Annotated in this window: 18 protein-coding genes and 3 pseudogenes; 19 read left to right on the top strand and 2 right to left on the bottom strand. The window is 57.3% G+C overall.

Going from position 1 to position 25824, the window contains the following annotated elements:
• Positions 1-516 precede the first annotated feature (516 nt).
• Together GGD66_RS11910 and GGD66_RS11905 are read right to left on the bottom strand one after the other, a co-directional pair.
• The gene (locus GGD66_RS11910; protein ID WP_183257840.1) at positions 517-795 is read right to left on the bottom strand and encodes an integrase core domain-containing protein; all 279 of its coding nucleotides are present in this window, start codon (positions 793-795) and stop codon (positions 517-519) included.
• Positions 796-1014: 219 nt separating this feature from the next.
• Positions 1015-1491 carry an Lrp/AsnC family transcriptional regulator gene (locus tag GGD66_RS11905; RefSeq protein WP_183257839.1) on the bottom strand — a complete coding sequence of 159 codons (477 nt, stop codon included), beginning with the start codon at positions 1489-1491 and terminating at the stop codon, positions 1015-1017.
• Between the two features lie 186 nt (positions 1492-1677).
• Here GGD66_RS11905 and GGD66_RS11900 point away from each other — a divergent pair, with 186 nt between their 5' ends.
• From GGD66_RS11900 to GGD66_RS11810, 19 genes and pseudogenes are all read left to right on the top strand, one after another.
• Positions 1678-3156, top strand: a complete 1479-nt coding sequence (locus GGD66_RS11900; RefSeq protein ID WP_183258063.1) for an NAD-dependent succinate-semialdehyde dehydrogenase — start codon at positions 1678-1680, stop codon at positions 3154-3156.
• Positions 3157-3166: 10 nt separating this feature from the next.
• On the top strand, positions 3167-4552 hold the full coding sequence (locus tag GGD66_RS11895) for an aminotransferase (RefSeq protein ID WP_183257838.1): 1386 nt from the start codon (positions 3167-3169) through the stop codon (positions 4550-4552).
• A gap of 482 nt (positions 4553-5034) precedes the next feature.
• Entirely contained in the window at positions 5035-6135 is a 1101-nt protein-coding gene (locus tag GGD66_RS11890) for a S9 family peptidase (RefSeq protein ID WP_183257837.1), read from the top strand.
• Between the two features lie 532 nt (positions 6136-6667).
• A complete protein-coding gene (locus GGD66_RS11885; RefSeq protein ID WP_183257836.1) occupies positions 6668-7807 on the top strand; it encodes an ABC transporter substrate-binding protein in 1140 nt (379 codons plus the stop codon).
• Positions 7808-7884: 77 nt separating this feature from the next.
• Positions 7885-9564 (top strand): ABC transporter permease subunit, encoded by a 1680-nt coding sequence (locus tag GGD66_RS11880; protein ID WP_183257835.1) that lies wholly within the window; start codon positions 7885-7887, stop codon positions 9562-9564.
• Between the two features lie 45 nt (positions 9565-9609).
• The gene (locus GGD66_RS11875) at positions 9610-10698 is read left to right on the top strand and encodes an ABC transporter ATP-binding protein (protein ID WP_246788846.1); all 1089 of its coding nucleotides are present in this window, start codon (positions 9610-9612) and stop codon (positions 10696-10698) included.
• Between the two features lie 103 nt (positions 10699-10801).
• Positions 10802-11764: a D-2-hydroxyacid dehydrogenase gene (locus GGD66_RS11870; protein ID WP_183257834.1), complete on the top strand. Its 963-nt coding sequence runs from the start codon at positions 10802-10804 to the stop codon at positions 11762-11764.
• A gap of 295 nt (positions 11765-12059) precedes the next feature.
• Positions 12060-13487, top strand: coding sequence for an FAD-binding oxidoreductase (locus GGD66_RS11865; protein WP_183257833.1), 1428 nt, complete (start codon positions 12060-12062; stop codon positions 13485-13487).
• A 520-nt stretch (positions 13488-14007) separates the two neighbouring features.
• A complete protein-coding gene (locus GGD66_RS11860) occupies positions 14008-15276 on the top strand; it encodes a M20 aminoacylase family protein (RefSeq protein WP_183257832.1) in 1269 nt (422 codons plus the stop codon).
• Positions 15277-15629: 353 nt separating this feature from the next.
• Positions 15630-16337, top strand: a complete 708-nt coding sequence (locus GGD66_RS11855; RefSeq protein WP_183257831.1) for a hypothetical protein — start codon at positions 15630-15632, stop codon at positions 16335-16337.
• A gap of 292 nt (positions 16338-16629) precedes the next feature.
• Positions 16630-17809 (top strand): annotated as a pseudogene (locus tag GGD66_RS11850) (acetyl-CoA C-acyltransferase).
• Between the two features lie 448 nt (positions 17810-18257).
• Complete coding sequence (locus GGD66_RS11845; protein ID WP_183257830.1) at positions 18258-19439, top strand: M20 family metallopeptidase; 1182 nt, start codon at positions 18258-18260, stop codon at positions 19437-19439.
• 600 nt (positions 19440-20039) lie between these two features.
• Complete coding sequence (locus GGD66_RS11840) at positions 20040-20495, top strand: nuclear transport factor 2 family protein (protein ID WP_183257829.1); 456 nt, start codon at positions 20040-20042, stop codon at positions 20493-20495.
• Positions 20496-20638: 143 nt separating this feature from the next.
• Positions 20639-20770 (top strand): annotated as a pseudogene (locus GGD66_RS11835) (biotin synthase); the annotation flags it as partial.
• 51 nt (positions 20771-20821) lie between these two features.
• Positions 20822-21157: pseudogene (locus tag GGD66_RS11830) on the top strand (aspartate 1-decarboxylase).
• A 645-nt stretch (positions 21158-21802) separates the two neighbouring features.
• Positions 21803-22855 (top strand): extracellular solute-binding protein, encoded by a 1053-nt coding sequence (locus GGD66_RS11825; RefSeq protein ID WP_183257828.1) that lies wholly within the window; start codon positions 21803-21805, stop codon positions 22853-22855.
• 72 nt (positions 22856-22927) lie between these two features.
• Positions 22928-23809, top strand: coding sequence for an ABC transporter permease (locus GGD66_RS11820; RefSeq protein ID WP_183257827.1), 882 nt, complete (start codon positions 22928-22930; stop codon positions 23807-23809).
• Positions 23799-24599, top strand: coding sequence for an ABC transporter permease (locus tag GGD66_RS11815; RefSeq protein WP_183257826.1), 801 nt, complete (start codon positions 23799-23801; stop codon positions 24597-24599). The genes GGD66_RS11820 and GGD66_RS11815 overlap by 11 nt, the downstream gene beginning before the upstream one ends.
• An 11-nt stretch (positions 24600-24610) precedes the next feature.
• A complete protein-coding gene (locus GGD66_RS11810) occupies positions 24611-25711 on the top strand; it encodes an ABC transporter ATP-binding protein (RefSeq protein WP_183257825.1) in 1101 nt (366 codons plus the stop codon).
• The last annotated feature ends 113 nt before the right edge of the window (positions 25712-25824 follow it).

The raw sequence follows: 25824 nt of genomic DNA, 5'->3' as shown, positions 1-25824 counted from the left end.
GTTCTGCCTTGCAGGCACTGTTCCGCACCCGATGGCTATGACTCATAGCTTGGCCGCTTGTAGCTGTCTCAAGACTCTCCGAGAGCGTCTGCTTTGCAGATAGTTCAAATCAAAACCTGTGTGATTCGTTCGTAAGCCGTTTCCTGGATTGAGCGCGATAACTCGAGCCGACTGAGTAGAACCCGTCCGTGTAGATAGCTTAGTGACCAAAACGCCCACCATGTGTTTGGCCTATACGGAATATGCAGCCGAGGTTGGCGCGTCATCCAGCCCTCTTCGGTATGGCCTTCTGCACTGGCTCGTAGTGGCGTCATCAACCGGCCCATGGTAAACATGAGAAAAGCGCGTTTTGGTGCATAATGTGCGATTGAACGATGAAAAAGCGCGCCAATGGACAATTCGCAGAGCGCCGACCATTAGAATCAAAGTCCGCCGATCCGTTTTCGTCGCGATATCGGACTGCACCCCTGAAGTAAGGGCACGAATTTCAGCGACAGTGGGGGGCGTCACGATGCGTTAGCGCACCTTGTTCTGCGAACGCAGCTTCAAACTCAAGAGCGACTGGTATCCGAGTGCCGAGTGCAGGCGCTCTCCATTGTAGATTACTCCAATAGAGCCAGTTGATGTCGCGGCGAGCGTCGCCCGGGTCAGTGTAGGCTTTGCCGTTGAGACCTGCTCGGCCTCGAGCTTCTTCATAAGGCTTTCGGCCTTGGCCTTATAGAAGGGATTGCCCGGCCTAGTCATGCTGACCGTGATGTCGCGATCCGCCATCTCGATCGCCAAATCGAGCATCATATAGTTGCCGTCGACTAAGGGGTATCCTTCAGCAGAGCCTCAGCAAAGCGACCGGCGGCATGACTTGGAAAAATGCATTCGCAGGCTACCTAATCACGGTGGCCACGTCGCGAGACCGATCACAACAGCAACCGGGCATTCGGCAGCAAAAGGCGGAATTGTACGTGCTGTCCGTCAGAAGAAAACACCAGTGGCTAACTCGCCGACGAAAGACGCCCATCACTCCTCGTCTGGAATCTCGATTGGAATTGCAAAGCCAGCCTTCACTCGGTCCATCACAACCAACGTCTTAAACCCTTTTATATCCGAGTTCTCATAGAAGAATCGTCGGGTGAACTGCTCATAATCTTCCATGGTGCGTGCAGTAAGGTATAGGACAAAATCAGCGTCGCCCGTGACATAGAATCCATTGACGACTTCGGCGGACGCTTTGATGGCCTTCTTAAACCTGTCAATGATGTCTGAGCGCTCGCGTTCTAAGGTCACTAACACCAGCATTTGAATCGGCCTTCCCACCGCCTTAGCGGAAACTATCGACACATCGGCTTCGATAATCCCCTCGGAGCGAAGTCTCTTCAATCGTCGTTGACACGCCGTCGCAGAAAGCCCGGCCATTTCACCGATCACCTCGGAGGTTAGACGGTTATTCTTCTGTACGATCTCAAGGATGCGCGCGTCTGTCCGGTCATATTGCATATTGAGGCTCCAAGAGGAATTCTTCGCAAAATGCCACGGTGATGCAGAAAACCAAACGGGCCGCGGCAAAATGCGACGCAAATCGTTTGCCGACACTAGTATCCTGAATGCCTGGTGGATTTCAACAAGCGACCGTGCAGGACTTTGCAAATGGCCTTTCAAGTTGCCCGGACCGTTCATCCGGAGATGGTCGGGGTTGCTGCAACTTGCCTTCGGACGCTGCGTCGGCGCGACTTTGTTGCAGGCGCCGCGCTCATCGATGGTCGTTGGGTTGCGGGTCGCCAAAGAGACGTCGTGGTGGATCCCGCTACGGGAGAGACTATCGCGGATGTTGCTCGTTGCGGTGCCAACGATATGGCGCTTGCAATAGAGGCGGCTGATCGTGCTTTTCAGGCTTGGCGAAGCTTATTGCCCGCAAGGCGGGGAGCTATCCTCAGGGCGTGGGCATCATTGATGCGCGACCATTCAGAAGATCTTGCTAGCTTGGTGACGAGCGAACAGGGCAAGCCGCTGGCGGAAGCGCGCTACGAGATCGAGTATGGTGCTGGTTTTCTCGAGTGGTTCGCAGCAGAAGGCGAGCGCGCGTATGGAGAGACAATTCCCAGCCACAAGGCTAACAGTTTACTTCAGGTGCGGATGCAGCCCGTCGGCATCGCAGCAGCCGTAACGCCATGGAATTTCCCGGTCGCAATGATCACGCGAAAAGCGGGAGCGGCTCTTGCGGCAGGCTGCCCGATGATCGTGAAGCCTGCGCCCGAGACACCACTATCGGCGCTGGCCCTGGCCAGGTTGGCTGAGGAGGCTGGCGTTCCTGCCGGCGTGTTTCAGGCGCTGGTGGGTGAGCCCATCGAGCTATCTAAGCTTCTGTTGCGCGACACCAGAATACGAGCTCTCTCGTTCACGGGATCTACCCAGGTTGGCCGTTTGCTTCTGGAGGGCTCGGCCCAGACCGTGAAGAAGGTTTCGCTCGAACTGGGAGGGCATGCTCCCTTCCTGATCTTTGATGACGTAGACCTCGATAAGGCCGTTAACGGAGTGATGGAAGCAAAGTTTGCAACATCAGGGCAGGACTGTCTGGCGGCAAATCGCATTTACGTACAAAGGGGCATCCACGACACGTTTGTTAAAGCGTTGAGCGCGGCGATGGCTAGGCTCAAGGTCGGGCACGGTTTGCATTCTGCTACCGATATCGGGCCAATGACGAAGCTTTCAGTGGCCGAGAAGTGCAGGGCGCAGATCACGAACGCTGTCGAACGGGGCGCGCAAGTCGTCAGCGTCAGGAACGATGAAAGGCTTGGCCCGAACTTCGTTGTTCCGACTCTGCTCAGTCAAGTCACGGACGACATGCTCATCGCGCGTGAAGAGACCTTTGGGCCGGTCGCTGCAGTGTTGCCCTTCGATTCTGAAGAAGAGGTCATCACTCGAGCTAACGCGAGCGAAATGGGATTGGCCGGTTACGTTTACACGGACAATCTACGTCGAGCGCTCCGGCTTTCTGAGAAAATCGAGTGCGGCATGCTCGGCATCAATACTGCTTCCTTTACAGGTCCGCCCATTCCGTTTGGTGGATGGAAGCAATCAGGGCTTGGTCGCGAAGGCTCTCGGCACGGTTTATCGGAATACATGGAACTGAAGTACGTGTGCTTCGGCGACTTGGCGGCTTAGGAGAAAAAGAATGCTCGACATAAAGACTATCGCTGAACAAGATCGCGCGACTGTTCTGCATCCTTTCACCGACCTCAAGGCCTTCGCCAGCGGTAAGAGCGGTGATCCGACGATTGTCACTGGAGGAAAAGGTATTCGCATCGAAGATGCGCAGGGACACAGCTATATCGATGCCTTTGCAGGACTTTACTGCGTAAACGTCGGATACGGCCGGACCGAAGTGGCTGAAGCCATTGCGCGACAGGCTTACCAGTTGGCCTACTACCACACGTACGCGGCGCACACGACCGAGGAGCTCGCCACGTTGTCCCACCGTCTCGTACGGATGGCCCCCGGTAAGCCCAGCAAGGTCTTCTACGGTCTGTCGGGATCGGATGCCAACGAAACGCAGGCGAAGCTTGTCTGGTACTACAATAACCTACGTGGCCAGCCTAAGAAGAAAAAGATCATCTCGCGCGAGCGCGGCTATCACGGGTGCTCAGTCATTTCGGGCTCAATGACCGGGATGTCATTTTACCACGATCATATGGATCTTCCCTTTCCGGGTATTGTGCACACCGGCACCCCGCACCACTACTGGGGAGCAGAGCCCGGTGAGCCGGAAGAAGCATTTTCTCGTCGGCGGGCGGCGGAGCTTGAAGAGCTGATCGTTAAGGAAGGACCAGAAACAATCGGAGCGTTTATTGCCGAGCCCGTGCTGGGCACAGGCGGAATCACGCCTCCGCCCTCCGGCTACTGGCGCGAAATTCAGGTGGTCCTTAGGCGCTACGATGTTCTTCTGATCGCAGATGAGGTCATTTGCGGTTTCGGTCGAACCGGCGCTGATTTCGGCAGTACCCTTTACGATATGGAACCGGATCTGGTTACGGTCGCAAAAGGTCTGACGTCCGGCTACGTCCCGCTTTCGGCTGCCATTGTTGGCCAGAAAGTATATACCGTCATGGAGGAGGCGGCGGACAGGGTGGGAGCATTCTCTCACGGCTACACCTATTCCGGCCATCCGATCGGGGCGGCTGCCGCCAATGCGGTCCTAGACATCGTCGAGCAGGAGCGTCTCAGCGATCGTGCCAAGACCGTCGGTGCGCACTTCCAGAAGCGGCTGAAAGAAAAATTTGCACAGCTGGAGATGGTAGGCGAAGTTCGAGGCGTGGGCTTGCTCGGTGCCGTGGAGTTTGTCGCCGACCGTCAGGCGAAGCGCCGATTTGATCCAGAACTCAAGGTCGGAGCTCGAATCTCCAAGGCTGCTCGCGACCGGGGACTCATTACACGAGCTATGCCGCACGGTGACATCCTTGGATTTGCTCCGCCTCTCGTCGTATCCGAAGCTGAAATCGATGAGATCGTTGATCTGGCTTACAAGGCCACCAAGCAAGTCATGGATGAGCTCGCGAAGTAAACCAGCCGGCACTTACTAAAATATGCCCATGTGGCCCGCCCCCACCTGCTCTGCTCATTATTTGAGCAGGGCAGGTCGGCCAGCGCCCACATGGCCTTGCGCATGGACCACTGGCGTTGTTTTGCTGAAGGGACCCGCGCAGTTCTCGCTTAAGACGAGACGTCCCGCTCTCGCGACCGCATTTTTGGTAGGCTCGCAAAGTTTGCGCGCATTCGCACGGCAAAAGCGCCGTATGAAAACATGCAGATTCTCGCCACCGAGCGCAGAATTTCGAATCTGCAACCAGCTACATTGAGGAACTTCGACTTTAGTCGTCCCATAATATTTTTGAAGAATGGGGATGAGCAGAAGCCAAAGTGGACTTCTCAGCCAATGCAGTCGCTGCAACTGCAGTCGCTGCAGCTCCTGGCCTCTCCATTTGGCAATAAAATAGCTGACGAGCCTCGCGCAAATGCGAGGACCAGCGCCGAGGGGACCATTGCATGGAGTACGCTGCTTGCAGCCACAGGGGGGGCGATCTCTCGTCATTAAGACGATACGCCGCAGCGTTTCTTGACAATTTAACTGGGGAGGAAGGCCGGCGACCTACAACGCTCCAGAATTGGATCACCAAGTGGACAAAAATCGGGGATGAACAATGTTTGGTGGGCGATTTGGAAGCAAGCAACGGCGACAGCAACCAGGCTGCGGAGGCACGACTTTGTGCGTTAACTGCTTTTGAAGTGGCTAGGCGACTGCTTGATGAGAACGATCCTCAATGCGGGGAAGTAACAGCCAAGATTGAAGCCGCAGTTCGATACCTTGAAGTGGCCTTGGCGAAAGTCGATCGGGTAAAGATTGCGAGCTGCGACGACACCGAATTTTTAGCCTATTTTGTCCCTGTGGGTGATCATAATCTGCCCGCACCCGCAGTCATTTGCATTAGCATGGAAGACGAGTCGCAAGCCACCTTGCTTGCAAGGCTTCTGCCCGCAGTGGTCGATCGGGGCATGTCGCTCCTCGTCGTTTCTCACCGCGACGTCTCAAATCCCGCAAGGGGAATTTCGCAAGCTTTGCTGTCGTCCTGCTTGGACTTCCTCTCTGCTCGTCCTGACGTGGACGTGGCTCGGATCGGCGTCTATGGAGAAGGAATGTCGGCTGCGTTGGCAACTGACTTCGCTGCCGCTGACCGCCGGCTCGTTGCGGCGGTTTGCGATGGCGGCCTGTGGAATTGGACTCGCATGCAAGCGTCTGTCCTCTGGATGACTAGAGTTGCAGACCCACCGGAGCAGGGAAGGGGCACGGTGCATCGCACGCAATTGATGCGGCGGTTGAGATGCCCAGCTCTAGTGGTCACGGGCGGGCGGGGCGTCGTTAGCGTGTCGGAGGCGATAAAACTGCAGACCGAGTGTATCGAAGAGCGCATTGGCCTGGATCTGGCCATGCCACGGATGATCGAAAGCTCTGGTGGGGGCATCGAAAACTTCGTGGCATCCGACGATTGCGTATTCGGTTGGTTGAAGCAGAAGCTCGCGTTTAATGCGGGTCCGCTGTCGCAACGAAAAGATGTGACGCATAAAGATTCGCTTCTTCTCGGTCACTGATCGGCAACACCCTGCAATCCGGCTGTTGCCGATATGTTGGGCCTATCGGTATGTTTTGCGGCTCAGGCCCCCTTTGTTTGCAAGGTGAGCAGGTCGCGTACGTTTCACCGAATCTGTTCGCCAAAGGCATCCGCCGGCGGATGCAGGCGGGGCAGGATCATTGCTTCAGGTGGACAATTCGCGCAGGAAAAAGAGGCCTCAGTACTGAATTTCGCGTAATTTCTGCGAGCTTGGCCATTTTATCGCAGCTTTTCATACCGATGGTCCTCTATTCTGAGGAGGGCTTCGGCAAATGCTTGCAAGCATCGACAGGCTTGGGAGGTGGCATTCAGGAGGCGGCAAGTGCGGCGCTTGCTCGTCTTTCAAACCCCGGCTCCCCGCTCGATTTGCGACTTGCGCACGAGCGGTCCATTCGCCTCGGTCTGTGCAAGCGTTGTCGGAGACCATTTTGGGCCGAAGGATTAGGTTCGCTTCCGAAGAATCTATTCTCTCGTAGCGATAATCTCGAAGCGGAATCAGGAAGGGGAAAGCTATGAGCGACTTATTCAAACATCCACCCTCCGGCTTCAGCCGTCGGAGCATGCTTCGTGCTGCCACCGCCGCAATGGCCGTTCCTGCGCTCGCGCGATCGCCAGTTGCCTTTGCTCAGGACAAGCTGGCCGGTAGCGGCCAAGTCATCGCGTTCTCGTGGGGCGGTCTGTTTACGAAGGGCATTCGAAAATACGTCTACGAGCCCTTCACCGAAGCAACCGGGATCAAGGTCGTCGACGTCGTTGCCGATGTTGCCGAGCCTCAGGTCAAGGCGATGAACCAGGCTGGACGTGTCGATTGGGATACCGCCTTCATACAGGCATCAATCCTTCCATCGATGGACGAAGCCGGTATGTTTCTCCCGATCAACTATAGTCTTTGGGACCCTGAGTCCATCAGGGGGACAGAACAGTCGGTTCGTCTTAAAAGCGCAGTCCCGGTCATCGCATCGGCGATGACGTTGGCCTACGATAAGCGGGCACTCGGAAACAGAGGCCCAAAAAGCTGGAGTGATTTCTGGAACGTCAAGGCGTTTTCTGGCCCCCGCGGTCTTACTCAGTTGCCGGCAAATGCAAAAAACAACATCGTGTTCGCGTTGCTGGCTGATGGGGTCCCGAAATCCGATATTTGGCCGCTGACTGACGACAAGATCGATAGGGCACTTAAGAAGTTCGATGAAATCAGGCCGCACATCACCAAATGGTGGACTGCGGGCAGCGAAGCGCCCCAATTGCTCCTCAACCGAGAGATCGCAATGTCGAGTTGTTTCGACGGCCGCGCGATCAGCGCGATTCGTCAGGGGGCGCCTATCGAGATGATTTGGGATGGGGCATACGTGAACTACACGTATTGGACAGTTCTGAAAGGCGGGCCGAACAGCGAAAACGCGCAGAAGTTGATTGCGTTCGTCAACCGAGCCGCAGTTGCCGCCGGCTTCACCACCGGAACAGGGTATCCCGGCCCGAACATAAATCAACTCGACCATCTGCCTTCTGATCAGGTTCCATTGCTCAGCATCAATCCGGAAAACTCCTCCAAGGTGATCCACGAGGATTCTGCTTGGCTTGCGGCCAAGCGTCCCGACGGCAAAACCAATCTCGAGCACATCGGAGACCGGTGGCTGGCATGGCGCGTCCAGTGACTATGCCAACAAGCAACGTCGCGCCAGAGTCCTCGGCAGTTTCGCACTCGGCCCGGCCCACGCCATGGGCTTGGCTCTTGCTGCCGGGTGGCATCTTCCTTGCGTTGCTCTTTCTCGTGCCACTCGCCGGGCTGCTGATGCTTTCGCTCGGAATGCCCAATTGGACGCTCGCGCGCTTTGTAAGAATCGGCGGCGACCCGGTCCACCTGGCTGTATTGCGCACCACGTTACAGATAAGCATATCAGCCACCGCGCTGGCCCTAGTGCTTGGCTACCCAATCGCCTACTCGTTGACGACGCGCAAATCATCGAGCTTGCGCACATTCCTTCTCATCGCAGTTGTGTTGCCGTACTTCACCAGCGTGTTGGTTCGCACTTTCGCATGGATCGTTCTCCTCGGGCGCGGGGGGATTATCAATGATCTCCTGCTCAAGTCAGGCATCATCTCCCAACCGATTTCAATGCTCTACAACCGCGCAAGCGTCATCATTGGCATGACCCAAATAGTCATGCCACTCATGATCCTTCCTATGTACACTGTCATGTCGGGCATTGATCAAAAGCTGCTGCGTGCCGCGAGAGCTAATGGTGCGAGCCCGATTGCGGCATTCCTGACGGTCTTCCTGCCGCTCAGCATGCCAGGCGTGATGGCCGCAGTGCTGCTCGTGTTTGTCAACTGCCTTGGCTTTTACATCACGCCGGCATTGCTCGGCAGCTTGTCAGATTTCACAATCACAATGCAGATCTATAGCGAGGTGGTTGACCATCTTAACTGGGCCTCCGGATCCGCGCTATCAATCGTACTTCTCGTCTCGGTGCTGGCAACGCTGTGGATTGGATCCCGTTTCTTTCCAGTGAATCAGCTGTTGGGATTGCCCGACGACAAGAACGGTCGAGATATGGTTTCCAATCCACGTATGCAAAAGCAGTGGCTGATGCATATTGGCTCCGCGGCAAATATTCTCGACGGCTGGCTGCCCTCGCTGGGAGGCTATGGCATATCCATCGTTTCGACCCTGCTGGGAGCCCTTCTTCTCTTGCCGATCTTGGTCGTTGTATATCTCTCGTTCAGCTCGTCTGCGTTCTTTGAGTTCCCTGCGCCAGGTTATTCGTTCCACAATTATCAAGCGTTTATCTCGGATGCTGGATGGATAAATGCGACATCTACGAGCATACGCGTGGCGCTGATGGCCACCTCCATGGCAATTGTCCTGGGCGCGACACTTGCCTTCGGTCTCGCGCGCGGCCGCATACCAGGTCGTGGAGCAATGGTTGCTCTCGTGCTCTCCCCCATCATCCTGCCGACGATCGTGGTGGCGATTGCCACCTATTTCCTGCTCGCTCGGGTAGGACTTCAGGGCACCGAGTTTGGGCTAGCGCTTGGCGAAGCAGTCTACTCGATCCCCTACGTAGTGGTCCTTATTGTCGCTAATCTTCGTGACCTCAACCCCGCCTACGAGCGGGCCGCTCGCAGCCTCGGCGCAGGGCCCACGGCCACATTCCGGACGATCATCATTCCACTGATTACGCCGGCCTTCATCGTGGCTGCATTTTTTGCTTTTCTGCACTCTTTCGACGATGTCGTGTACGTGCTGTTCCTGGGCATCGGTGTGATAACCACCCTGCCTATGCTTATGTGGCAAAGCATCTCCCAGGGCATCGACCCCACCATTTCGGCGGTGGCCACGCTGCAGGTATTGTTGGCCGCCACTGTCATCGTTGTCAGCGCTCTGCTGCGGCGCAGAAAGAGCGTCTGAAACTACGAGAGCGCGTTAACAGCGCATAGAGCCCTTGGAGCCCAAATGCTGATGAAAGCCGGCTTGACCAGCAGTGATGTGAAGACTGGAGGCATCGTGCTGCATAGCCTCCACAAGCGGTACGGCCGGGCAACAGCCGTTGATAGTGTCAGCCTTTCGATATCGCCTGGAGAGTTCATCTCGTTGCTGGGCCCGAGCGGATCGGGAAAGACGACGACTTTGATGATGATCGCTGGCTTCGAGATGCCGGATAGCGGCCAGATCTTGTTGGATGACAAGGACATCACGCGACTGCCGCCCCACCGCCGCGAACTCGGTGTGATCTTCCAGAACTATGCGCTCTTCCCGCATATGACGGTCGCCGAGAATATCGCATATCCGCTTCGTATGCGACGCGTGCCCAAGGCGGAGATCGAAACCCGTGTGCACCGCGTGCTTGACCAGGTGCACCTAAGCGCCTTGGCCTCGCGATACCCACACCAAATGTCTGGCGGCCAACAGCAGAGAGTGGCGATCGCCAGAGCAATGGTCTTTGAGCCGCCCGTCCTGCTTCTCGACGAGCCCCTCGGTGCGTTGGACAGAAAGTTGCGTCAGCATCTCAGGAATGAGATCAAGACCTTGCACAAGGAAGTCGGCAAGACAATGATCTACGTTACCCATGATCAGGATGAGGCGCTTGCCATGTCCGATCGGATAGCGGTCATGCATGAGGGACGAATACGGCAGATTTCCGCACCACAGGACATCTATCGCAGGCCAGCCGATTTGTTTGTGGCCAGTTTTGTGGGTGAGGTGAATCTCATCCCCGTCAAGGTGGAGTCCGGTGTCCTTTATGGGCCTGGCGGTGAGAACCTCGCTGCCGCGCCTCGGCCTGAGGCTGATATGGACGCGACGCTTTGTGTGCGACCCGAACATTTGCGCTTCGACCAAACCGCCGGGAGCGCAGGTGGAGTTCAGGGCCGCATCGTCGATATGACATTCGTTGGTGATGCGACGATCCTCGAATTCCGTTCGGACTATGGATTGCAGCTGACGTCGAAGGTCCTCAATGTTTCAGCAAAGACACTGCCCGGGATCGGCGATGCCTGCGTTGCCACCTGGGCCGCGAACGACGCAAGCGTTTTGAAGGAATAGCTCCTCGAGGTCGCTTCGCGACCCTGGCTAAATGATTTGTTGCGTCGCAATTCGTGCAGGATGCATTAGCGACCGTGCGCACTATCCGACTTCGGAGATCAATATGACCGATAAAGGTCTAGCATTTACTGTCGTCCTCAACCATCCCGCCGCTGAAACCTACGCACGGCTCATCGGCGAGCGTTTCCCGCAAGTTCGTGCCATCAGCGCGCCCGATCCCGAACGGCTTGAGCGGTACATAGGTGAGGCAGATGCGCTGCTTGCGTCTCGCTTCCCTGTAGAGCTGTTCGACAGAGCAAAGAAATTGCGCTGGTTTCAGTGCACCAACGCCGGTGTTGACTCCATGTTGCCCATCCGCGATCGAGCGAGTCATATTGCAGTCACCAATGCGCGCGGAATCCACGGTGACATCATCACGGACTTTGTGATGGCCGGCGTAACGATGCTGCATTGGGATTTCCGGAGGTTCTTACAAGAGCAGGCCGAGCGAAAGTGGAAGCCGCGCTATGTGGCTCCGCTGGCCGAGAAGACGCTCGGAGTGATCGGCCTCGGCTCTATCGGAGCGACTATCGCGCGCCGGGCCAAAAGCGCTGGGATGACGGTTGTAGGTTCGAAACGAGATATATCCGCGCCGGTGGAGGGGGTCGACCACCTGTTCTCTTCCGATGCTCTCGCAGACTTGCTCCCGCTATGCGACTTTGTGGTTCTCGCCGTGCCGGCGACCGCAGACACGGTTGGTCTCATCGGCGTAGCGGAGCTCGCTCTCATGCGGCGTGATGCCTTTCTCATTAATATCGCCAGAGGCAACGTCGTTGCGGAGGCGGAACTGATCAAGGCTCTTCAGACGCGAGCAATCGCTGGAGCAATGCTCGACGTCTTCGAGCAGGAGCCGCTGCCCCAGGATAGCCCCCTTTGGGACATGCCCAACGTGATTGCGACGCCTCACGTGGCAGGAAGCCCAACCAATTATACGGAGCGGGTGTTCTCCATCTTTGGCGACAATATTGGCCACTTCCTGAAGAACGAGCCGATGAGGAACGCCGTGGACTTGGGGCGCGGCTACTAAGGAGGCTGGGCGAAGGCAAGCGGTCCAATCGACTGGCTGCTGGTCGGCCGTGTCGAATTCGCCCAGAATTTCACGGACTATGTATGGGAGCCCGATGCTGATGAGGCGAGGCGGGCAACGTTCCACCAACATTGAGGCGTCGTCAGACTGCCCGGGGGGAAAGCCAAGCCTAAACGCGGTACTCCACTTTATCGGTGCAGTGGCGCAGGCGGGTACCTTGCGAGCTAAATCAAGCATTTCGCAAGGTCGCATTTGCGTCAGTTCGCTACCGACTGTAACTTCGAAGGTAATAACCGTGACCATCAGCAGGTCTCCCGCAGCGCCGCTCCTACCAGAGGTGAGCGAGAAATTCTGTGCCATCGTCGGCGCCAAATACGCGATCACCGATCCTGCCGATATCGAGCCCTACATCACGGAGGACCGCAACCTGTACCACGGCCGCTCGCCGCTGGTGCTGCGTCCGGGCTCTACGGCGGAAGTGTCCGCGATCTGCAAGCTCGCCTCAGAACATAAAATCGCGCTGGTGCCGCAGGGCGGCAATACCGGGCTGGTCGGCGGGCAGACGCCGCATAGCGGCGAGGTCGTGGTGTCGCTGCGCCGCCTGGACAAGATCCGCGAAGTCGACACCGCCTCCAACACCATGACCTGCGAGGCCGGCGTGGTGCTGCAGATCGCGCAAGCGAAGGCGGCTGAGGTGGACCGGCTGTTTCCGCTCTCGCTCGGCGCGGAAGGCAGCTGCACCATCGGCGGCAATCTCTCGACCAATGCCGGCGGCACCGCCGCGCTCGCCTATGGCGTCGCGCGCGAGATGGCGCTGGGGCTCGAGGTCGTGCTCGCCGACGGGCGCGTGCTCAAGCTGCTGTCGAAGCTGAAGAAGGACAACACCGGCTACAATCTGCACAATCTCTTCATCGGCGCCGAAGGCACGCTCGGCATCATCACGGCGGCGACCTTGAGGGTGTTTCCGAAGCCGCGGGCGGTCGAGACCGCCTATGTCGGACTGAAGTCGCCCGACGCTGCCTTGAAGCTGCTCACGATCGCGCAGGGCGAAGCTGCCAATGCGCTGACGAGTTTTGAGCTGCTGTCGGAGATGGCGGTGGACTTTTCGGTTCGCCACGGCATCGACGTGCGGGATCCGCTTAGCCAGAAGCATCCCTGGCACGTGCTGATGGAATTGTCTTCTCCGAGTGACGATGCCCGCACTCCGCTGGAGACGATCCTCGGTCGTGCCATGGAAGAGGAGATCGTCGACGATGCCGTGATAGCGGCCAGTCTAACCCAGCGCAACAATTTCTGGAAGCTGCGCGAGGAGATGTCGGCGGCGCAGAAGCCCGAGGGCGGCTCGATCAAGCACGACATCTCGGTGCCCGTCGCAGCGGTGCCGGCGTTCATCGAGGAGGCGAACGCCGCCGTGGTGAAGCTGATCCCGGGCGCGCGGCCGGTGCCGTTCGGCCATCTCGGCGACGGCAATCTGCATTACAATGTCAGCCAGCCGATCGGGGCCAATGCAGTCGACTTTCTTGCCCGCTGGCGCGACGTCAGCGCTGTCGTGTTCGAGATCGTGCTCCGGATGGGCGGCTCGATCTCGGCCGAGCATGGCATCGGCGTGCTGAAGCGCGCCGAACTGCCCGACGTTAAGGATCAGGTGGCCATCGAACTGATGAGACAGGTTAAGGCGATGCTCGACCCGCTCGGAATCATGAATCCTGGAAAGGTGCTCTGAAAGCTCCTGTCTCTTCGCCAAGTAGCGGCCCGAAGCCGGAGACGTCCGTTTCTGGTGGTGGCGCTATGCTCGCGGATTGGGGACTGCTGGGAGAGAAGTTCTGAGTTACCGCAGACGAGAGGTAACGACGCCGCGTTCGCTGTTCAGAGCGAAAGTGCAGCGATCGCCGAATACAATCACATGGTAGAAAACAGAACGATTTTGTAGCCAGATTGGTTTGGCAGGGCCAGCAAAGGCCGTTGACCTGCGGCTTCGGTGTACCGCGTCATCCGATCTCGTCGTCGACCACAGACGGGTAGAAATCCACCTAAGACGTGTGCCTTGAAGCTGGATTAGAGCGCCGGCATACGTTTATCGCACAAATCAGTCATTTGGCGTTCGCTACACTTGGCAGCGACTTCGCTGACGTGCAGTTCCGCCCAGCTTCTTCCGCGCCGCGCTCGCTCCAGGTTGAACAGCATAGACGAAAAACACCGCTGCTTAGACGGCAAGCGTAGATCTCTTCCACCGGAGCCTCAAAATGAAAACCATACGAGAGATCAAAGCCGCGGCAGAAGAGATCAAGGTATTGCGCCGCTGGTTCCATGCTCATCCAGAGCTCGCTTTTGAGGAGACCGAAACCTCGGAACTCGTTGCCAAGACATTGAAGGGATATGGCATCGAGGTGCACCGTGGCCTTGGTCGCACGGGAGTGGTTGGTGTGCTGCGGGTCGGGGAGGGGAAGCGCTCGATTGGATTGCGCGCGGATATGGATGCCCTACCTATGCAGGAACTCAACACGTTCGCACACAGGTCGCAGTATCCCGGAAAGATGCATGCCTGCGGCCATGACGGGCACATGGCGATGTTGTTGGGCGCTGCCCGCTATTTGGCACGCACGAGAGAGTTCGATGGCACGATCGTATTCATCTTCTCTCCGGCAGAGGAAAATGGGTCCGGCGCGAAGGTGATGGTGGACGAGGGTATCTTTAGGCGGTTTCCGGTCGACGCCGTCTTCGGTTTGCATAATTGGCCGGGCCTGCCCGTAAACAGTTTCGCCGTTAGGCCCGGTCCCATTTTAGCGGGATGCACCAATTTTGACATTCGGATTATTGGGGTCGGCGCGCACGCCGCGTTTCCGCACGATGGAAATGATCCCATCTTGACGGGTTCACAGATCGTCACGGCCCTCCAGGGCATCATCAGCCGCAATAAAAATCCAATGGATGCGGCAGTACTCTCTGTCACGCAATTCAATGGGGGCGAGGCCAGAAACATAGTCCCAGATACGACGACACTTGCGGGCACGTTAAGGGCATTCAACGAGAAGACACTGGATCTAATTGAATCCAGAATGAATACGATCGTCCGAAACATCTCCGCGGCGCACGAGTGCAGGGCCGAGCTGGTAGTAAAACGCTTCCCGCCCACCGTGAATACGTCGGCCGAAACACACTTCGCCGCGGACGTAATGAAATCGATTGTCGATGAGGCAAAAGTTGACGCAGACGTTGTACCGACAATGGGCTCCGAGGATTTCGCGTACATGCTACAGGCGCGCCCGGGCGCATTCGCATTGTTGGGCGCTGGAGATGGCGAGCACCGCGAGGAGGGCCACGGGCCGGGCCCCTGCGCCCTTCACAATACCAGTTACGATTTCAATGACGAAATCCTCGCGCTGGGATCGACATACTGGGTGGAATTGTCGCGCCGCTGGTTAGAAGACGAGCAGCCTAGCTTTCAACACGATTTGTCGCATTGCGAACAACGCAATGGCAGCGAGAGAGATCGCGCTTCTGCGAGAAAATAGCTCATGAAGACTCGAAGGGTGCTCGCGATTGATCGCCTGGGAGCAGACTACAGTAGAGGCGAAGAATAGCCCGGCCCGAAGCATACTCGGAACAGGAGACGCATTGCCCTATGCCGATTTGGCTCGATTTCCGACCTCGAGGGCGGTTGCTACCTCGACGAACTCAAAGTCGTCCGTCACAGAAGGAGGACGGGGTGAGGTGTTCTCACTCGGCGCCGCTGCTTAGGATTCACGGTCGCTTGGATTTAGAGGATGCAGGGAAGGTTCACATTGGACACATTTTTCGCAGAAGTTCTGCTACAGGGACAGCTATGAGGTGCCAATTTGAGGCGAAACCGAGGTAGTTTTGATCCATGATAGGAAAAACTCCACACGCGCTGGGTATTCTCAAGCTTGAGCGCGGGGTACCACCCGGCGTGACGCCGCCGGCCCCACCTGTTGGCTCGATGCTGAATCCAGCGAGCTTCGACTTTCCTGTGGTTTACGAAACGGTAGAGGGCGCTTGGGTCGAGAACGTAGTGCGTGGTGATCCTGCGCTCGAGCCCGCTTTCATTAGCGCTGCGCGGCGCATGGTGGAGCAAGGTGCAGTTGCGATCAGCTCGACATGTGGTTTCTCAATCCGCCATCAAGCAGCGGTGGCGGCTTCGGTAAATGTGCCTGTCGGGATGTCTAGCTTGCTGTTACTGCCAGCTTTGCTTCGGCAGATGCCACCGCTGACCAAGCTAGCTGTTCTAACCTACGACTCCAATTTTTGCGGCGAAGACCTGCTCGGACTTGACGATCCGAACGAGCGAGCGAGAATTGTGATTGGTGGCATTGAAGGCGGCAAGTTTTGGCATGATGAGCTCAAGCGGCCGGCGCCGCCAACCGACGTGGCTGCCATCGAGGCAGATGTAGCCAGCTGCATTGCGCGTCTTCGCAATACACACCCGCAGATTGCGGCTGTTCTGTTCGAATGCGCTGCGTTCCCAATTGTTGCGCCAGCAATTCGTCGAATCACGGGGCTGCCCGTCTACGACGTCGTAGGTCTCTGCCGGCTTATGATGGCTTCGGTTCCTTGATGTGCCTGCTACCGATGCGCTTCTATGGCCGACCTCGTAGCCTAAATGTGTACATTGCGCGCTTACCTCATGGACGAAACGAGCGGCGCAGGAGGTTCAAATGAATGCCGGGGCGAGAGCAGAGAGCGCCCTTATGCGCGGCTATTCTTCCCGCACTTGACCCGCTCGGTCTCCATTGGGGCAAGAGTGATGCCTCTTCAGCTTGACTTACCGTCGGTAAGGGATACGCCGCGCCTCGCGGCTGCAGAAACAATCCTCATTACACGAGAACGTCGCAACGGGAGTTTGCTAGGTGACCGACGCCGTCATTGTTTCCACCGCCCGCACGCCGATCGGCAAGGCCTATCGCGGCGCGCTCAACGCCACCGGGGGCGCGACCCTTCTCGGGCACGCCATCGGCGAGGCGGTTGCGCGCGCCAAGGTCGATCCGAAGGAGATCGAGGACGTCGTGATGGGCACGGCCCTCCAGCAGGGCACGACCGGCGGCAACATCGCGCGTAGGGCCCTGCTCCGCGCCGGCCTGCCCGCGACCGTGGCCGGCACCACCATCGACCGGCAATGCGCCTCCGGCCTGCAGGCGATCGCGCTCGCCGCGCGCTCGGTGATCTTCGACGGCATCGAGATCGCGGTCGGAGGCGGCGGCGAGTCGATCAGCCTCGTGCAGAACGACAAGATGAACCTGTTCCAGGCGCAGGATCCGGCGTTGCTCAAAATCAAGGGCGAGGTCTACATGCCGATGATCGACACGGCCGAGGTCGTCGCAAAGCGTTACGGCATCTCGCGCGAGCGCCAGGACGAATATTCGCTTGAGAGCCAACGCCGCCGCGCAGCAGGGCGGCAAGTTCGTGGATGAGATTGCGCCGATCACGACACAGATGGCCGTCACCGACAAGGCCACCGGCGCGCTGTCGATGAAGGAAGTCACGCTGTCGCAGGACGAAGGTCCGCGTCCCGAGACCACGATTGAAGGCCTCGCCGGCCTCAAGCCCGTCCGCGGTGACGGCTTCACCATCACCGCCGGCAATGCCAGCCAGCTCTCGGACGGCGCCAGCGCCTCGGTGATCATGAGCGACAAGGAAGCGGCGAAGCGCGGCCTCAAGCCGCTCGGCATCTTCCGTGGCTTCGTCTCGGCCGGCTGCGAGCCGGACGAGATGGGCATCGGTCCGGTGTTCGCGGTGCCGCGGCTGCTGAAGCGCCACGGCCTGACCGTCGACGACATCGGGCTCTGGGAGCTCAACGAGGCTTTCGCGGTGCAGGTGCTCTATTGCCGCGACAAGCTTGACATCGCCCCGGAGAAGATCAACGTCAACGGCGGCGCGATCTCGGTCGGCCATCCCTACGGCATGTCGGGCGCGCGCCTCACCGGCCACGCGCTGCTCGAGGGCCGCCGTCGCAAGGCCAAGTACGCTGTCGTCACCATGTGCGTCGGCGGCGGCATGGGCGCGGCGGGATTGTTCGAGTTGTTGCAGTAGTCCGTCGCGTCATGCGGTGGCATGCGAGGCTTGGCTACGGTGATGCTCATTTACGCTGAATGTCCACGCTCTGTGGCTCTTAGTGAAGGGAGATGTCGGCTAACACGGATCCCAAACCAGTCGACGTTCCGGACATGCTAAAGCTCGCCAGTTCGCTCATCGCTGCGCACCCGGCCCGGCCGGTGAATAGGATCGGCTTTGCGCAACGATGGGCGACTGGCGAAACACGCTGGACGCGTTAGAAGTCACACAGTATGGCGGAACAGCGAACGGGTGGATCTTGGCGGGCGGGCGGATTCGCTGCCGTCCGGGTGCAATTTCAACGCGAAATCCTCGAAATCGGTTGAAACAGGCGCGTATGAGCTAAAACCTGTCGATTTTCTTCGCGGTAGCGCACTATGTTTTCCCCCAATTCCGGGGGCCAAGACGTGGTACGAGGCGGAAATAAATGATGGCGCGCACCAACAGCTTGTTGTCGGATGCCGAGCGCGATGCAGTGATCGAATTACGGCATGTGATGCATCGCGAGCCGGAGCTCTCTAATGCCGAATGGAAGACTCAGGAACGCATTCGCGGCCTCCTCCAGAAATTCGGTCTCAACCACACGAGGACCTTCCACAAAACCGGCCTGTATATTGATATTGAGGGCACGGCTTCTGGCCCGAAGCGCTCCGTAGCTGTTCGCGGTGATATCGATGCACTTCCGATCCAAGAAGCGCGCGATGACCTTTCCTATCAGTCGCAGATCAAGGGTGTTATGCACGCCTGCGGCCATGACATGCACGGCTCAATCGCGCTCGGGGCTGCACTCGCCTTCCATCGTATGCGCGGCAACTTCGCGGGTAAGGTACGTGTGTTCTTCCAGCCTGCCGAGGAGGCCGAGCCGCTCGGGGGGCGCACTGTGCAGGACGAGAAACTGCTGGAGGGCTTCGACCACGCTATCGGTTTCCACGTCGCTCCGGAAATTCCGGCTGGCAAGTTTGGTGCACGCGAGGGCGCAGTAACCAAATCGGCCGATCAGTTTAGATTGACCATCACGGGCAAGATGGCCCATGGCGCAGCGCCTCATAAGGGCGTCGACGCGATCGCGATCGCCGCTGCATTCGTGAACGAGGTGCAGAAGGTGGTCTCCCGCGAGATGCCATCTGATGACGGGGCGGTCGTCACAATCGGTACCATCCATGGCGGCGAGGCGACCAACATCATTTGCCCTTCCGTGGTTATGGAGGGGACGATCAGAACTCGTAGCCCAGAACGTAGGGTGCAACTGTGCCAGCGCGTGCGGGAAGTAGCCGAAGGCGTCGCGGCAATGCACCGTGGCCAAGCCGAATGCGTCATTCGAACGGGTGAGCCTCCGGTGGTCAACGATGCGGAGTTGGTGAGGCGCTTCCGCCAACTCGTTCAGGACACCGCCGGCCCTGATAGCTTCAACGCCAACAAAGAGGTCACAGGAAGCGACGATTTCGGCTTCTACTCGGCGTGCGTACCCTCAATTTACTTCTGGTTCGGTAGTCGCTCGGCGGCCAACGAATCACCCGTCCATACGCCGACTTTCGGAGCCTCGGATGAGCTCGTCATTCCGGCGACGGAACTTGCCGTCAAATACGTGCTGGATTTGCTGAATAGCTGAGATGGTTCGCACCAAGAGAGCCGAGGCAAGGCGCCTCGCGATCGTCGTGCGCGCGAGTAAACATGCTGACATGGGGGGCGCCCCATGGCTGGTTGCCAAACGATCGTTCGGCTCATTGCTTCGGTGGAGAAGCGGGTTCGCCCGCGTTTTTATCCAAGCGCGTCGCGCTATCACCATGTCAAGAAGTTGGAGGGCTTGCAGCGCCTGCTATCTGGCGGCGATGACCCTCCAGGGAGCGCCGCAGTTCGGCCCCTCGCAATCCAAACCCAACCTTCATTTTTCCGAATACGTTCGTCGTTACCTTCCTCCCGCGGCGGACGTCCTGGCCGCCCCTTTTTGGGGCGGCCGCTTTTTCTATTCTACCCGAGACATCCAATCGGCCTCGCGCCTAAACCGCTTCGATGAGTGCCCATGAACAGATCAATTTATACCTGTCCTGATTCGCAGGGACGATGGCCGTACAGAGGTCCAGGGCTACCGAGTACAACATCACCTGACGCTTGGGCCGACTAGGGTGCTGTCGATATCGACCTGTGGTTTGCGGGTTAGATCGCTCAACCATCGACCATAAATTGACCCCATCCCACTTAGAGAGACAAAGTGACAGAGCATTGTTTCTGGCGATTTTCGAGAACGTTGGTTCGCGCGATAAACGATCGGTACTTTGATGATATCAAGGTACTCATGGACGAAAATGTTCGCTGGGCCCTCTACGGTCCTATCGACATGTTTCCGTATCTCGGCACGCGATATGGGCGGGCTGCCGCACTGGACGTGATTAGCCGGATCTCCAACGATGTTCGAATCAGCCGTTTCGATCGAGAGACGGTCGTGCTTGGTATCGACTCTGCCGCGTCAATATTAAGCTGTTGCATGACTACGCGGCGGTCCGATAGGCCAATTGCGGTCCGCGTAGCGCATTTCGCACAATTCAGCTCCGGCAGGCTTATGAAGATGGATGTTCTCTTGGATACGTTTGATCTCGTCGAGCAGGCGCTCGGACGATCGATCCGTCTGCCGCGGATGAATGACACGGACAGAGCCTGTGAACCTTAGCTTCCGTTCTTGATGAAGAGTAGCAATGGAGCGGTCCGCGGCGCAATTTTTACCCGCTCGGCACGTCCTGTTTGAAGGGCGCTGCCAGCCCGTTAAAGAGCAGGCGCCCGTGCTGCATTATCTGAGGCGATCGGCTGTGGTGATTGCCGGCCGGACGGCAGTACATGAGTGATGAATTGCAGGCTTCGTGTGTTGTGGCCGATACGAACTCAATCTTCAGCAGTGATGTGCTCCTGACAACCAAAAACTACAGGACAGCTATGGAGCGGCTCGGTCATGCTTTGAGCGGTTTTACGTGCTCAGCGGAGCTGCAGGGTAGGTCTCGCATGCAAGTGAATCTGATGAAAGGCAAAATCCATTGCGCCTTGGTGACGCAGGCTGACCTGCACTATGATGGATCGATATCGATTGACTGCGCCCTGATGGAGGCGGCAGGTTTTTTGGTCAACGAACGCCTCGAGATCTATACCGGTTCGCGACGTATGTAGCCGAGGCGCCTCGAGGGTCTGGCCGGATGGATCTGAACGGAGCCGCCGCGCGACTTGCTATGCCAGGAGGAAAGATAATCGTCATTGCGTACGCCTGATTAAATGCAGCAGAGACCGAAAGAGTTAGACCGCATCGTCCTACTAGATCGAGACAATCGCATTGTGTCGAGCTAGCACTCTACGTAGCTGGTCTACCGACGCGCTCCCAAAAAGAATGAACTCATCCAACAAAGGCGCCAGGTATGCCGCCGCCTAGCATGCGTTGACGGAGGATAGCGGTCTTTGCAGCATGGAAGGTGATTTCGCGCTCCCTCGCGGACCGTAACGGCGCTCGCAAGAAGGCATGGCAAGGTCCCGTTGGTGTGCGTTACGCAACTGGACCTCGGTGAGAATGCACCCGACGAATTGACTTGAAGCCGGCCAGAACAAATTCATCGAGAAATATGCTACCCCGCTAGCTCGCCTGATCAAAATCCGGATTGTCCGTCGCGCCGTGAGGCGGTCACTAGGCTGCCATCGGTGCTGAGATCACCCCGATACCGAGTTGTTGCCACTCACGAACAGAATGTGCCGCGCTCGGCTCGGTGGCGCAGATTTCCTGCTGTAAGAGGCCTATCATCGGTGAAATGCCTATCGAGAACTTCGTATTCTTGAGGGCAGAATGGGCGGCCGCAATTGAGCATGCGCAGGTGTGATCATGGGAGCGTTCAGCCCGTGCCCCGGGATCCGTTGCCGCACACTTGGTGGCGTTCTTTGCGCGCAATTTCTGGGCTTAGAACCAGAACTTGCCAGCTGGATGAATAGGGATAAGGCAGGCAAATGAAGAGGCGAGCATTTCTTAAAGTCGCAGCTACAGCTGCTGCCAGCGCGTTAGCTGCGCCCTATCTCCATGCCGAGTCAAAGAAGTTTTCCGGCATCACGTTGCGCGTGAATGGATATGGCGGCGTTTACGACGAAGCCCTAAAGAAGAGTGTTGCGGCGCCGCTTGAGGAGAAGTACGGGCTCAAAATCCAATTCATTCCCGGTACAACATCGGCCGACTTTGTAAAGCTAATCGCCAATAGAGACAATCCTCCTTATGACCTGTTTATGGGCGACAGCCCGAACATGGTCGAACTTACCAAGGCGGGGATTATCGAGGAGATCAAGGCGACCGAGGTTCCGAATGTCAAACGGATCCTCCCAGGATTTCGCGAATTTGGCGATTATGGCGTGCCATTCAGTGTCGCTTCGGTAATCCCGGTTTACAATTCGAAGTACATTAAGCAGCCGATTGCGTCGTACTCGGACATTGCGCGCGCCGATCTAGCGGGCCGCGCGGTTATTATGGCTTCCGCTACATACGGCAGTCTTCTCACCCTGCTCGGCTTGGCGGATGAGAACGGAGGCTCGATCTCAAACGTCGAGCCGGCGCTAAAAGTGATGAGCGTGGCGAAGCCAAATATTGTTGCACTCGCGCAGACGAATGTCGCCGAGATCCAGATGTTTCAAAACGAAGAGGTGTATGCCGGCATATTCTGGGATGGTCGCGCTCACGAGCTAAGGACCAAGGGCCTTCCCATCGTAAGCGTTGTCCCGCCTAAGGGCGTCTATTCGGTCATTAGCTACATCAATGTCGTCAAGGGTATCAAACATCCAGAGGCCGCATACGCGTATGCTGAGCAGTTGCTCTCGGATCAGGGAATGCTCGGTGTACCTCAGGCGCTTAGGTATGGAGTAACGACCGATGTCACTTTACCAGAGGACCTGCGCCAAGATCTGTTGTTCAACTCGCCGGATCGTATTGCCCTAAAAAGGACGGTTGATTGGGAAAAATTGATAGCGAACCGCAGTGCTTGGATCGAGGAGTTGAACAAGATAATCCGGACGTAGCTGATTCCTATCGGTGTGATGTTCGGCCGGTCCAGTCTCATAGCTCAGTCGCTACAATCACAAAGGTCTCGTATGAAAGAGCCATTTGCCAACCGCGGGGCTCTAACGCCTGCGCTCCTGTTGGCGCCAATGATCTTGCTCCTCGCGGTATTCTTGATTGTGCCTACCCTTGGATTGCTGAGGGCGAGTTTTCTGCCTGGTAGTCACCTTCTTGATGGTAGCGGCTTTAGTCTGAACCACTACATTCGGTTCTTTTCGGATTCTTATTACTCTTCTGTGCTGTTAGAGACATTTGTGGATGGGGCCATCGTCAGCCTGATCTGCTTGGCAATCGGATTTCCCACCGGATATTCGCTCGCGCGGCTTGCGCCACCGGCAAGGCGGTGGCGCATTATCATCGTGATTATGCCCCTGACGCTCAGCCTTGTGGTCATTGTATTTGGCTGGTTGATCATTCTTGGTCGAAATGGCGTGGTCAATTCGCTCCTTTTAGGCCTCGGCATTTCTTCGGCGCCGAAACAACTTCTGTTTAGTCGGCCAGCGGTATTGACCGTCTTAGTGCAGCAGTTCCTTCCATTCATGATTCTATCGATCATGAGTGTCGTTGCTCAAATCGATCCAGTACTCGAACACGCAGCGGCCAATCTGCGCGCAAATCGGTTCGCCACTTTTCGCAAGATCGTTATTCCGCTCGCCATGCCCGGAATACTTGCTGGCTTTAACCTCGTATTCGTCCTCTCGATCTCGGCGTTCATCACACCCCGTCTGATTGGAGGAAATCGCGTCGCCATGCTTGGCAGCCTGATCTATGAGCGCATCATGGCAGAATTGAATTGGCCATCCGGCGCGGCAATGGCTTTCATCTTGCTCGTGAGCGGTCTTGGTCTTACAGCGATGCTGAATGCGCTCGCTGCATGCCGTCTTTTTGCGAAGGGGCCGCATTATGCGCGTTGATCCTATTGACCGTGGGATGGCTTTCTCTGGAGCCGCCATCCGGGCAATTGTGTACGTGATGCTTGCGCTACCAGCGGTTCTGGTAATTATTTCATCTTTTACTAGCGGCGACACGTTGAGTTTTCCGCCTCAAGGCCTCTCCGTTCGTTGGTATCGGGAGGCATGGCAGAATGAGCCATTCATGACTGCGCTCTGGACGAGCACCTATGTTGCCGTGCTGGTTGCCGCCATGGCGCTCGCGATCGGATTCGCCGCCGCATTTGCAATAAATCGTTTCTCGTTTCCGGGAAAGGCATTTCTGCAAGGGCTCGCCTTCTCACCGCTGATTGTTCCGGCGGTTGTTCTCGGGATTGGGCTTTTGCAGCTCTTCGCTACGCTGAACCTCACCCAAACGATCTACCCGTTGCTCCTGGGACATCTGGTACTGGCTATTCCATATGTGATGCGCACCATTCTAGCGAGCCTGAGCTTGCACAGCCGCGTGCTCGAGGAGGCAGGGATGAACCTGCGCGCTTCACCCTTAAGAGTAATTCGACGCATCACTCTGCCTGTCATCCTGCCCGGGCTTTTGTCCGCTGCGATCTTCGCATTTGTCACGTCATTCGGAAACGTTACGGTCTCCGCGTTCTTGACCTACGGGGGCCATGTAACATTACCAGTGCAACTCTTCACTTACGTGGATACTAGCTATGACCCCCTGGTTGCGGCCGTATCGAGCCTGATGATCCTGGTGACACTGGCCGTCATCCTGACAGTCGAGCGATTGATCGGGGCTGAACGGTTCGCGTAGTAGGACGACAGATGCTCGCATTGCAGGAAAAGGATGAGAAGGTCGTGCGGGAAAGCAAAGACTTCGTGGTGGAGCTGCGCTCCCTTTCAAAACTCTATGGCGATACGGCTGCAGTCGCCGACATTTCGCTTCAGGCTCGGCGCGGAGAACTCCTGTGCCTGCTTGGTCCCTCGGGCTGCGGCAAGACGACGACTTTGCGCATGGTCGCTGGATTTGTAGAGCCATCCTCTGGCAGCATATTCATAAATAAGCTCGATATGACGCACCAGCCGCCTTATCGACGAGATACCGGCATGGTGTTTCAAAACTACGCGCTCTTTCCGCATATGACAGTTGCTGAAAACATCGCGTTCGGCTTGGAGAATTTGAGGTGGCCGCGCGAGAAGCGCGCGAAGCGTGTTGAGGAAATGCTCAAGCTTGTCGAGTTGCCTCATTTAGCTCAGCGCCGGCCGAGCCAGCTCTCCGGCGGTCAACAGCAGCGCATTGCGCTCGCTCGGGCGCTCGCGATTGAACCTGCAGTGCTGCTTCTCGACGAGCCGTTCTCAAATCTGGACGCACAGTTGCGAGTACGGATGCGGGAAGAACTCCAGGAGGTGGTCAGATCGGTCAACGTAACCACTTTGTTCGTTACCCATGATCAGGAGGAGGCGTTGACAATGTCAGACCGAATCGTGGTCATGAATGCCGGCAAAGTAGAGCAGATTGGAACGCCTGGCGAGATCTATGAGACGCCCGCGACGCCGTTCGTCGCAAAATTTATCGGCTGGTGCTCCTTGTTAAAAGGGGCCGTGGACGATAGTGGTGCTTTCACCTCGACTGCTGGTCTTCGCATCGTGGGCCATTGGGGTGCCGGGCCTGCCACAGTGGTGATCCGTCCGGAGCACATTAAGTTGTCGAGCGATGGAGCGGCCGGCCAAAAGCTGGACGCGCGCGTCCTCCATTCGCATTATTGCGGAGGCGCGACCCGGATTGTACTTGATGTCAAGGGAGAGCAACTGACAATGGAGGAGCGCTTTTCATTTGGGCGTCACCCCAAGTCCGGCGACGCGCTTGGGATTACCATTGGCACGGACGATCTCCGCGTTATTCCGATGATTGAGGGGCAGACTTGAAAAAATCTGCCCAGTTCTGAAGAGCTCCCTCTTTTGCATCCGATCGAGCTAGACGTGTCCTGTGGCCGGGACCTGAGCCAGGATCAGGGTCGATATTGGCGCTCTGGGGCTAT

Origin of the sequence: Bradyrhizobium sp. CIR48 (genome assembly GCF_014198315.1) — a bacterium.
Taxonomy (GTDB): Bacteria; Pseudomonadota; Alphaproteobacteria; order Rhizobiales; family Xanthobacteraceae; genus Bradyrhizobium.
This window is presented reverse-complemented; position numbering and strand designations above follow the sequence as displayed.